This window comes from Cytobacillus oceanisediminis (genome assembly GCF_004366035.1).
In the GTDB taxonomy this organism is placed as follows: Bacteria; Bacillota; Bacilli; order Bacillales; family Cytobacillaceae; genus Cytobacillus; species Cytobacillus oceanisediminis_C.
The window spans coordinates 1-10,818 of record NZ_SOEE01000034.1 but is presented as its reverse complement, the minus strand read 5'-3'; the positions used below and the strand labels follow the sequence as shown (position 1 = coordinate 10,818).

The 10,818-nt window shown below is 34.1% G+C and carries 7 protein-coding genes and 1 pseudogene; 7 read left to right on the top strand and 1 reads right to left on the bottom strand.

What is annotated here, in order from left to right:
• Nucleotides 1–309: GerAB/ArcD/ProY family transporter (locus tag DFO72_RS28665; protein ID WP_142724960.1), on the top strand; the 309-nt coding region annotated here is incomplete at its 5' end.
• A 631-nt stretch (nucleotides 310–940) separates the two neighbouring features.
• Here DFO72_RS28665 and DFO72_RS28655 read toward each other — a convergent pair.
• The gene (locus DFO72_RS28655) at nucleotides 941–1,147 is read right to left on the bottom strand and encodes a helix-turn-helix transcriptional regulator (protein WP_113885790.1); all 207 of its coding nucleotides are present in this window, start codon (nucleotides 1,145–1,147) and stop codon (nucleotides 941–943) included.
• A gap of 810 nt (nucleotides 1,148–1,957) precedes the next feature.
• Here DFO72_RS28655 and DFO72_RS28650 point away from each other — a divergent pair.
• From DFO72_RS28650 to DFO72_RS28615, 6 genes and pseudogenes are all read left to right on the top strand, one after another.
• Nucleotides 1,958–2,419, top strand: a pseudogene (locus DFO72_RS28650) (DUF3231 family protein); the annotation flags it as partial.
• Between the two features lie 30 nt (nucleotides 2,420–2,449).
• Nucleotides 2,450–3,886: a spore germination protein gene (locus DFO72_RS28645; protein ID WP_113885788.1), complete on the top strand. Its 1,437-nt coding sequence runs from the start codon at nucleotides 2,450–2,452 to the stop codon at nucleotides 3,884–3,886.
• On the top strand, nucleotides 3,883–4,977 hold the full coding sequence (locus tag DFO72_RS28640) for a Ger(x)C family spore germination protein (RefSeq protein WP_113885787.1): 1,095 nt from the start codon (nucleotides 3,883–3,885) through the stop codon (nucleotides 4,975–4,977). The genes DFO72_RS28645 and DFO72_RS28640 overlap by 4 nt, the downstream gene beginning before the upstream one ends.
• A 14-nt stretch (nucleotides 4,978–4,991) precedes the next feature.
• Nucleotides 4,992–6,107, top strand: a complete 1,116-nt coding sequence (locus DFO72_RS28635; protein ID WP_113885786.1) for a GerAB/ArcD/ProY family transporter — start codon at nucleotides 4,992–4,994, stop codon at nucleotides 6,105–6,107.
• 2,142 nt (nucleotides 6,108–8,249) lie between these two features.
• Nucleotides 8,250–8,687, top strand: a complete 438-nt coding sequence (locus DFO72_RS28625) for an OsmC family protein (RefSeq protein ID WP_113885784.1) — start codon at nucleotides 8,250–8,252, stop codon at nucleotides 8,685–8,687.
• 1,418 nt (nucleotides 8,688–10,105) lie between these two features.
• Complete coding sequence (locus DFO72_RS28615) at nucleotides 10,106–10,549, top strand: carboxymuconolactone decarboxylase family protein (protein ID WP_113885783.1); 444 nt, start codon at nucleotides 10,106–10,108, stop codon at nucleotides 10,547–10,549.
• The last annotated feature ends 269 nt before the right edge of the window (nucleotides 10,550–10,818 follow it).

Sequence of the window (10,818 nt, the reverse complement as noted above, 5' to 3'; positions counted from 1 at the left end):
GAGGGTCCTGTGTTACAGAGAGTAGAGTATCTAGCCATTTCAATGTGGTTGATAAAAATATTAGCAAACATATCTTTAAGCTTATGGGCGGCATGTCGTGGAATGAAAAACGTGTTCAAGATCAAACCGCGTGCGAGCTTGCTTGCTTTTTTGGTCGGAATTCTGATATTAGAGTATTTTGTGAAGGAACCTAACATATTTCAATGGATTTCCAAGTTTTATTTAGATGCCGGACTTTATTTTATTTATGGATATATCCCGTTTATGTTCGTCGTCACGCAAGTAAGGAAAAATTGGAATAAGGCGTAGTAATAACAGATGCAACCCTAAACGAATGGATTATAATTCAGCCTTATTTAGTGAATAATCACAAATAGGGCAAAGGCTATGGTCTTTGAACTGTGACCCGTAAGATAGTCACTTTGAAATAAATGCCCCTTATTTTAAGTTAACGAACCATTGATAAAACGAGAGGGGATCTATAACAGGCGATTCTCCCTAGTCTGCCTCCTATGGAAATCTTCTTGGAAGCAGGCTTTCAACTGGATGCCATTAGATATGACAAACCATAGAAATGTCTGTTACGATGGCGTCATGTATTCACCGCTCAAGTGAGGAATAGCTGCTGTTTGAAGAAATGCCAGTTAAACAAGCCGTTGTCAGGAGGAGGGCTGGTGAACGATCGGTAGAATGTAAGTTTCGTGGAGCTGAGGCTTCTACCAAGCTCCTCGAGGCGGAAAATATATAAATCTTGGACCATGTCCCGGAATATCGGGAGCATTTAGCCCAGGAATGGGTATTGGGCAAGGATGTGGTTATGGGGGACCAGGAACAGGAGTAGCGGGAGAGTCAATTTGCGCGGACATGGGACCTAAGCAAGGGCCATGTTTTTACGGAAGATAGAGAAGATATTTAAAGCTCTTCTTAATTAAGTAGGGCTTTAAATATCTTCTTCAGTAATATCCTCCACTGACACGCCGTAAAATTCAGCAAGTTTTTCTAAATTACTCTTCTTAGGAACATTAGAATTTCGCTCATAATTACTGATAGCATTTCGAGAAACTCCTATAGCTTTAGCTACATGCTTTTGTCTCAGTCTTTTTTTAAGTCTAAGTATTTTTAAGTTCATCCCTAAGTTTCCGTTCATATACTCACCCAATCGTTATTTTGGTTGCCTAAACAAAATCTTTAATCGATAGACGTTCTTTTATGTCTTGGCAACTTAATTACAATTCTTCATTTTTTCGGCAACCGACTCTTAAAAAGGAAAATTATCTTCTGGTGCCACCAGGCTGAATTTCTTACACAATGTCGTTGTTATCATTTTTCTCATTCCAGGTGAAAAAATGTACTGATATCACTCCTTTACAATCTAGACTTTCTTTTAGAAGTTACATTAAGAATCATTAAAAGATGTTCTCTGACTACTGAACTGTGCCCCGATTTACGGACAGGTTAAAAGCCCTCATGCAGTTAGTAAATGGCCCCGGAATTGCTCCGGGGCCATTTTATTAAAGCTCCATTGATAAAGGCTCTGGTTGTATTCTTCGATCACTCGATACACTTCTTTTCTTACCCCGGGAAAGCTTAAACCGGCCTTTTTTTAGTCTGTAGGAAGTGATACGGATTCAAGAAGCCAATTAATTTTTCATGTAATTCTTGATTGCCAGATCCATAAAGTTTGGTAGTCCTATTGAAATATAAATATTTAATATATTCCGTGTAATGGTCTGGTTGACTTACTGCAAAAACATAAATACAAAAAATGCATAATAAAGAGTACATGAATAATTTCAAGATTTATCCACAGTCTAAATAATGAGACTGAATGTTAAGGGGAAATATATTATTCGAATTATTACAAAATAAGGGACTTCTACAGAATAAATAATTTGCTTTTACAGAAGCAGAAGAAAGAGAAGGCAACTTATTCAAAGTTGCTTCAACACAGAAAAGACCTTTAAACACCGTTGAATTATCTCATATGTCTAGTTCTTTGCAATGTAATAATGTTGGTTTGGCGTTATGTACTGGCTTTTCAGAAACTGTTAGTGATATGAACACCAAGCAAATATTATTAAAAGGGAAAAAACTTGCATTCAATCAGGTTTCAATTTTATCTGATCTTTTTAAACAAAATGGCGTAATAATTTCAACTGGATTAGAGTCTTTAGTTTTGCCTTCAAATGAAGCACCTTTATCAGATCGACTAGTGGCAAATTTACTAATGTTTTTAAATCCAATTGGTATAAATAATTTACAAAGTGCTGTGACCTCAAGCTATAAAAAGGAACATGTAAAATGTTTGAAAGAATTGATTAGGGATGTTGAGGATTTTTCTAAAGATGTGTTTAAGCTTCTGGTGAAAAAAGACTGGTTAAATGAGCCTCCTGTGGCAAAATGGACAAATAAAAACTGATTATGATTCACAAAGAAGAAGGTGTAATTATTGGAAAAACTTAGCACATCTTTAGACCAGAACTATAAATTTTTTCAACAAAGGCTTAATCATTGTGAGGATGTAGAATTTAGGATATTAAATCCTTATAAAGTAAAAGGCAATGAAATAATATTTATGTACTGTGAGAATGTTATTGATGAGTTGATTGTATTCGAGACATTATTTGAGAAAATCATTCAAAATTATCCTAAAAAAAACGAAAAAATTGACCAATCTATTTTAAAAGATGTATTCCCAACCACATCAATATTTTTTTTAGATGACGTACAAGAAATAATTTCATACCTATTTTACGGATTCTGCATAATTTTGTTTCCGAATAGTAACAAAGCAGGTTTAGTATGTTATTCCCAAAAAAACTTTCGACAAGTTGGTGAACCTCAGTCTGAAGTTGTAATTAGGGGGCCAAGAGAGGGATTTGTAGAGGTAATTAGGACGAATATTGCTATGATAAGGTCTAAATTACCCAATGCAAACTTAAAGGTGAGATTAAAGAAAATTGGAACCGAATCAAAAACATTTACTGCTGTAATATACATGGAAAATAAGGTACCCCTAGATACACTTCAAAAGGTATTAACCCGCATTGATAAAATTGATATTGAAAGCACACATGAATCTGGGTCAATTGAAAGAAGATTAGAGGAACATCCATTCTCCCTGTTCCCTCAAATAGTTCATACTGAAAGACCTGACAAACTAGTATCTGATGTAATGGAGGGGAGGATTGCAATTATCGTAGATGGAAGTCCGCATGCTCTAATATTGCCATCTACATTTAAAATGTTTCTCCAGGCTTCGGAAGATTATTATGAAAGATATTGGCTTGGTGCAGCACTCAGAGTAGTACGCACTTTTGCATTTTTAATTGCTTTATTATTACCGTCGTTTTATATCGGTGTAACTACATTTCACTTGGAAATGCTTCCTACTGAATTAGCTTTAGCAATTGCCACGCAAAAAGAAGGAACACCATTTTCTGCTTTTTTCGAAGCTCTGTTGATGGAAGTGTTTTTTGAATTATTAAGGGAGGCTGGCATTCGGCTCCCGATGCCTGTAGGATCTGCAGTTTCTATTGTTGGAGGACTAGTTATTGGGGATGCAGCTATTCAAGCAGGTATTGCGTCACCGGCAATGGTAATTGTCGTTGCGTTAACAGGTATTGCATCATTTGCCATTCCAAAGTATAGTTTTGCTATTCCTTTACGTATTTTGAGATTTGGATTAATGATAATTACCTCATTTTTAGGTTTATTCGGTTTAATGATTGCAATAATTGCCATATTTATTCACATAACATCCTTGAGTTCATTTGGTGTACCTTATTTTGAGCTTTCATATTCTAGTTTTAAAGAAATGTTTTATTTTGTAAGACCCTCCCACTTGAAAAATAAGAACAAATTTACAGAGGGTGAATTTAAATGAAATCATTAGGAGTTATTGCAATCATACTCGTACTATTATTAAGCTCCTGTACTAATAGTGAAGAAGTGGACAAACTTTCATTAATTTCAGCTGTAGGGTTAGAAAAGATAGCGGATAATGAATATAAGATAATAATTCAGTATTTAATGCCAAAAAAAGACCAAGAACCATTCCCAATAACAAAAGAAGTAGATGGACTAACTATTTATGAAGCAAATAATAATTTGAACGAATTTTTACCTAGAAAACCTTATTGGTCACATAATTTTATAATTCTTTTAAGTGAAGAATTGGCTAAAGAAGGGATTCGTAGGCAATTGGATTTTTTTAGAAGAAACCCTGAAATGAGACAAGATATGCTAGTTGCGATTACAGAAAGCCCAAGAAAGATTTTGTATAATTTACAAGAACAACAATTATCAGGAGAAACACTAAAATTGATTGCCGGACAGGCTTCAGAGCGAAATGGACTTGGTGAGGTAAGCACTTTACATAAAGTGTATCAAAATTTATTTTTCAAAAAGCCATTCCTAACAATTACACATATCTTTTTAGATGGAGAAAACCCGCGTATAGATGGTGTTTCAATATTTGATAAAGATAAATATATCACCACAATTAAAGGAGATGAAGCAAGAGGTTTAGGATTAATAAATCTAAAAAATAAATATTCCTCTGTTACGGTGAATTGTCTAGATAATGAAAACAGGCAAATTACATTTAATTTAACTAACACACACAAAAAAAAGAATGCTTATGTAAATGATCTTGGCATTTTTAAAATACATCTAACTTTGGAATTTGAGGCATCTCTGACTGAAAGCCATTGTATGAGGAATTTGAGTAATACTGATACAATCAAGAAATTAGAAAAATCACTGAACAAAAAAATAAAAGAATTAGCAAAAAAAACCATAGAACATTCACAACAAAATGTAGAAATTGATTATTTCGGATTTGGAAATCTGCTATATCTTAATCATCCAAAAAAGTGGAAAGAAATAGAAGGTGAATATAAAACCGTTTATAAAAACGCCAACATCCAACTTAAAATTAAAACAAGAATCGTTCAAACAGGTGCAGTGAATTAGTAGAGGTGAATCCGATGAAAATTGCTGAAATTAACAACCTCCAATTATCTTCGATAATTTTTACTCAAATATTAGGTACAAGCTTACTAATCATTCCAGGTACAGTGGTACAAATTGCTGGAGTAGATGGCTGGATTTCTCAAATTGTAAGCACATTAATGGCGTTAATTGTAGGAACAATGGTCTTTTATTTATATAATAATTTTCCACACGACAACCTAATAATTATATTTGAAAAATTATTCGGCAAAATTATTGGAAACATTTTAGGTATTGGCTTTGTGATTTACTGTATACTTTCTCTAAGTACAGTTATTAAACAGGGTTGTTCGATTACAGGGTATATTTTTCTGCCAGAAACATCACCTCTAATATTCTTTATTGTGTTTTTTTTGATTGTTGTATACATTACCAAAGTGGGAATGAATGCCTTAGCAAGGACAAATGTACTGGTTATGCTATTATTAATTATCACATTTGTTGTAATCATCATTACTGCAGTTCCATTGTTAAATGTTCCGTTAAAACCGCTACTCTTAGAGGGGCTATCTCCTGTACTTAAGGGATCCCTAACTCCTAGTAGTTGGATGGGCCAGGTTATTCTAATTACCATGATATTCCCATACCTTACTTCTGGTAATAAGAAAAATATTAAGACTACAATTTTAATTACTTTAATAGTAGTTGGGATAGATCATACAATCATTACTATGTTTACTTTAGGGGTTCTAGGATTGGAGACTAAAGATTTACTTATTCCGGTTTATAGTGTAGCAAAGTTAATTGAGATAGATTTAATTTGGAGAAGGTTGGACGTAATGATAATGTTTTCCTGGGTAGCTGGAGTTACTTTGAAAATGTCTTTTTGGTATTTTTGTACAGTTTTAGCATTAAAGCAATTACTTAATTTAAACAAATATGAACCCATTGTATTTCCGTTAGCATTTTTAACTTTTGTAATTGCTTACTATTCAACTAATAATACAGTAGAATTGACATTTTATCTCGGAAATATATATCCAATACTTTCATTGTTTTCATATGAATTCGCAATTCCTCTTATCATGTGTTTAACTTTGTTTATTAGAAGGAAACGAATTCGGAAAGACAGTAAGGAGTTTACACCGTGATTATATTTTCAATGTTTATTCTTATTTGTATCATCATTACGGTTATTGAAATCCGACCCTTAGAAAAGAAGGACAAAGGAAAATATTTGGTGGTTAACGGATCAATTTTAATAATTTCAATTATTGTTTTTTTAATTCACGAAATACATCCTTATTCCATAACAAATATTATGATTTCAATTTTTAAACCATTTGCAAATACACTCTTTTCTTAAAGGAGATTAGGGAGCGAGAGCTTATCAAAATAATATAGCATTAGCGTAATTCCATATGAAATATCGAATTTTTTTACTGGTTGGAATTTTCTGATTTTTCATTATTTGATAAGTGTGCTGGATTAGGGTTTTGATCGAGTAATCCCAGTGGTCCAATACCTAGTGCTCCCTGAACACGTACGTTCTTATGAAGGGAATCAAATAACGGTCTACAAAGGATTTCCGACGACTCCTTCTCTGATTTTGGAATTAGATAGCACATGAAATAATTCAAAAGTTCACCAATCAAGATATAACATATAACCTCATGCGACGGATAAATCCCCTTTAAGTCGCGCCTTACTATGACACTCCTTGATCGCAGCACAGGACAGTATTGCTACTCGCTGTTAGAAGCCAGAAGAGAGTAGAATATCTGTTGTTTTAGAATCGGAATCAAGATATGAGAATCACCGACAAAGGCGACTTAAGCAAACTACTTTATCTGTTCACATAATATTAAATAGTTCTGATTTTAGTTGATACTGCGTTGAAGAAGAAGTAAACTATCATTTTTTATGAAAAAGTGGGATTAAAGAGCCCCTCGCTCACAACAGGAATTGGTTATATGAAGGGATGGCCTTATAGTCACGACCAATCTAGCAATTACAGAATGGATGTCCATCTTCGGAGAAGAAATAATAATGACGGCTGTCCGGCATTCGACTTACATAACAGATTTCTTAAAATTTTATAGATATTGTACCCAGGTATGCCCCAACAACGAAGGGAAGATAATAGAAAGGTGGATTATCACCTTGAGCCTCTTTCACTGCATCACACATGGCAAATACATAAACACATGGGTAAAACAAAAGCCATTGAAAGTCTGTAACTTGGATAGCTTCGTTTATTTTCCCGTTGAAACTTAACATGATTAAGCTATTTAGATTTGAATTAGTATTAATTAAAAATTCTAATATGATAAGAATTGTACCCTTAATAACCTTTCCGTTTCATAGTTGCCCGAAACCCGGAATTGCAATGCTCCAAAGTAATTTCTCTAATTTATCCTCATTCATGAGTACCACTTTCCCATTGATTTATTTCTGTTATTTTCCCCGGTTATAAAAAATAATATGTCAAATTTATTAGATGTTCCCTCAGGTATTAGCCGTATTCCATTTATAATTCAATGGAATATGAAAAAGATCTCGAGCTATACTGCTGCCGGACAAAATATATGAGTATATCACTACTGCTGATAAATTAATTTTATTCAATTGATTCAGCTACCTTTCGTTAGGTAAGCTACCAAGTGTACTTGGCGTTCAATCAAACTCTTCGGATAAGAGGACTGTCTTTCCTCCATCTATCTGCTCCATTTACTCTTTACTACCATTGGTAGTAAGGATTTTGTTTTGATTGTTCAAACTCATCCAATGGTACTTAGCCTAACAGTTTAGGGAAGGAGGAGACCAAAAAATCAACTTTCGTAATATTTTTTTGTTTTGGGAGATAACATAAAAATTTTTTATATATCTTATATGCACCCCGAAAATATATCTGTTAGTCCGGATAAATTATTTGCGATGATCTCAAAATATCCAGTGGACCTAATTACATTACTCTTATTGGTGATTTTCTTGACTGAAAGCGGAGTATTCCTTAGCTTGCAGGTTATCTCCATGTGATGAACAAGCCAAAGTATGGCATATATGCAGTCTTCGGTAATCATGATTATGTTTTAAAACGGGAAAAACTTTGAAATATTAAAAAACATTCTAGAAGAAAATGGCTGTGTAACATTTCAAAATGAGCATGTAAAGGTTCAGGATAATATGGAAAATATAAACACCATAGGAATTGATACTTCAGTGTATGAGGGAAATTATTGTACTTATAATAATAAGTGGTAAATTAATATTCGGTTGTTGGAGGAATTCATATGACATTAGTGGCATACAAGGCAAATTCAATAACAGAAAAAAAATCAGTTTTAGTAATGTCCGAAAATCACCAATATCGTATTGACGAGTCAAATACACTTGAAGGGAAAGAAAAAGGGACAAACCCGCTTAATACCTTTCTTGGTGCTTTAGCCGCAAGTGAAACTATAATCGCCAATATGATTGCTGAAGAAATAAATTTTAGTCTAAAAGATATCGAATTTATTATAGAGGGACAAATCGATCCTAAGGGGTTTAAGGGGGGGGATTTAAATCCAACATTTCGCTACATAATTATATATGCAGAATTGGATACAAATGAATCCGAAGATAAAATTCAAGAACTCAAAAAAATGACTACGTTGAGATGTCCAATCTTAAATATTATTAATTCAGAAAAGGTAAGCATTAAGTCGATTTGGAACAAAAAGAAATAACGTCATAATTGCATTGAATAAAGACGAAACTGAAGCTATGGATAACCTCTTCCTTCCGCTATCTCCATTGCACGGCCTTAAAGGCCAAAACCAGTAATGTCTGTGCATGCATTGACCTGAGCACAGACCCTAGCATTGAAAGCGAAGCCGTTTCGATCCTTCCAAAAACAAGAGAGCTTGCTGAAAAGAATATTATTCCTGGAGGCTCCAAAAAAATCATAAAATGGCTATCAGACTATTCAATAAGAAAATATTGATGTTGTGGACCAAGTGATTCTTGGTGATGTCATAACTTCAGGAGGGCTTTTAATAACCGTTCCTAAAACTGAAGCTGAATTGCTCCTAGGAAAAAGGAGTAGAATGGACTTCCATCATTGGGGCAGTTACAGAACAGAATCCTGGAAGGATTAATGTGATCTGAAAAAAGGACTCGAAAGAGTCCTTTTTATCTTTACTACAAAACAAAAACAGGGAAGTGGACATGAAAAAATTCTTAATGTTCATGAAAGCATCCGTCAGGCTTCCCTAAAAAAGAGATACTCATTAAAGAATAGGGCTGATAAGATTGTGGTATAAAAAACGCAGCACATTAACTTATTTTCTGTGGGCTTTATTCGTTTATCTAAGCATGAGGCTAACAGTAATCAAAGATTTCCGCAAAATGATTGACTTTCTGTCCCATAGTTTCCCGATGGATTTTTCTCTTCTTCCGAAGATATTTGAAGACAGTCTGTAAACATTGGCCATGGTATTTTTAGAAGGTTTCTTAGGCTAATTATCGGCCTTTCCCTTAGCTTTATGGTAGCCAAAAAAACGACCGGCTCTAAACTTGTTTGTCATTTAAACAGAGTCGGCCTCAGCCTTGTTGTTCCATCCCAAAAATTGTTTTCGGTCTAATTATTCTTACGGCTCTTGGACTTGGTCCTTTTCCTGCTGTCCTGGGCATTATGATTCATAACATTGGGGTTCTGGGGAAAACGATCTCAGAACTAATCGAAGCATCCGATCCCGTCATGAAGCATAATGCCCTGAATTCTATAAACCTGACGATACATCCTGGGGATTCACTTCTTCCTATCTTAATACAAAACAGGAATAAGAATTTTGAATCTAGGTAATCATACTTGGTGGATAATCTTCCTCTAAAAATGGAGTGAACAATCCAAAAAAATAATATTGATTTATTAAAGTGCCAATACAAAAATCAGGAGGTGAAGCGAAGTTAATAAAAGAGAAGTTCATTTAGGACATTGAAATGTTTGTAACAAACCTACCATAAGATGTACAAACGTAACTTTTAGACTTATTAAGGTGAATTTTAGATCTATGTCGAATTTGGTAAAGAAGGGCGTAAGCTCTGAATTCAACTCAATTATTTATTGAATTGATTTGAATAAACTTTTTAGGAGGTTATAGAATTGGCCCAAAGAATTGATTATTACAATGTAGCACCTGACGCACTTGACATCATTGGGAAAATGGATAAGTATACGTCAACTACAGGTATAGATCGTAAACTTCGTGAACTTATTAGACTTCGTGCTTCTCAAATTAACGGCTGTCCACTTTGTATGTATATGCACACAACAGATGCCATGAAAATGGGTGAATCAGAAGAAAGAGTATATTGTATTAGTGCTTGGGAAGAGTGTGAATTTTACTCAGAAGCAGAGAAAGTAGCCATAGAGTTGACAGAGCACGTAACCTTAATCCCGACAAAACGTGTGCCAGATCAGCTTTATCAACGAGTGCGTAACCACTATGACGAAAAACAGTATGTTGACCTTGTTCTAATAATTAATCAAATTAACACTTGGAATAGAATTGCTATTGCAATGGGGCAAACCGCAATTGAAAAATAAGAGCTCTAAGCGACCCTCTTAATCGCTGCCTTCCGAGTGCTTAGAGCTCAATAATCAAACTATCCGTAAGTATGATTTACATCTTAAACACGTTAATGTTTTCTATTCTGTATTCCAATATAATCAATTCTTCATTTTTTATAAACATGTTATAAAAAGAAACAATACTATTCGTAAGTTATTCAATTAAAAGAAAGAAGGAATCTAATATGACAGTTATTAATGACGTTAAGACAACTTTAGCAGGACTAAAAAGTGCTCAGGCTAGT

Coding starts and splice junctions, on each gene's coding strand:
- DFO72_RS28655 (WP_113885790.1), bottom strand. CDS start 1,147: ATGAACGGAAACTTAGGGATGAACTTAAAAATACTTAGACTTAAAAAA.
- DFO72_RS28640 (WP_113885787.1), top strand. CDS start 3,883: ATGAAATCATTAGGAGTTATTGCAATCATACTCGTACTATTATTAAGC.
- DFO72_RS28635 (WP_113885786.1), top strand. CDS start 4,992: ATGAAAATTGCTGAAATTAACAACCTCCAATTATCTTCGATAATTTTT.
- DFO72_RS28625 (WP_113885784.1), top strand. CDS start 8,250: ATGACATTAGTGGCATACAAGGCAAATTCAATAACAGAAAAAAAATCA.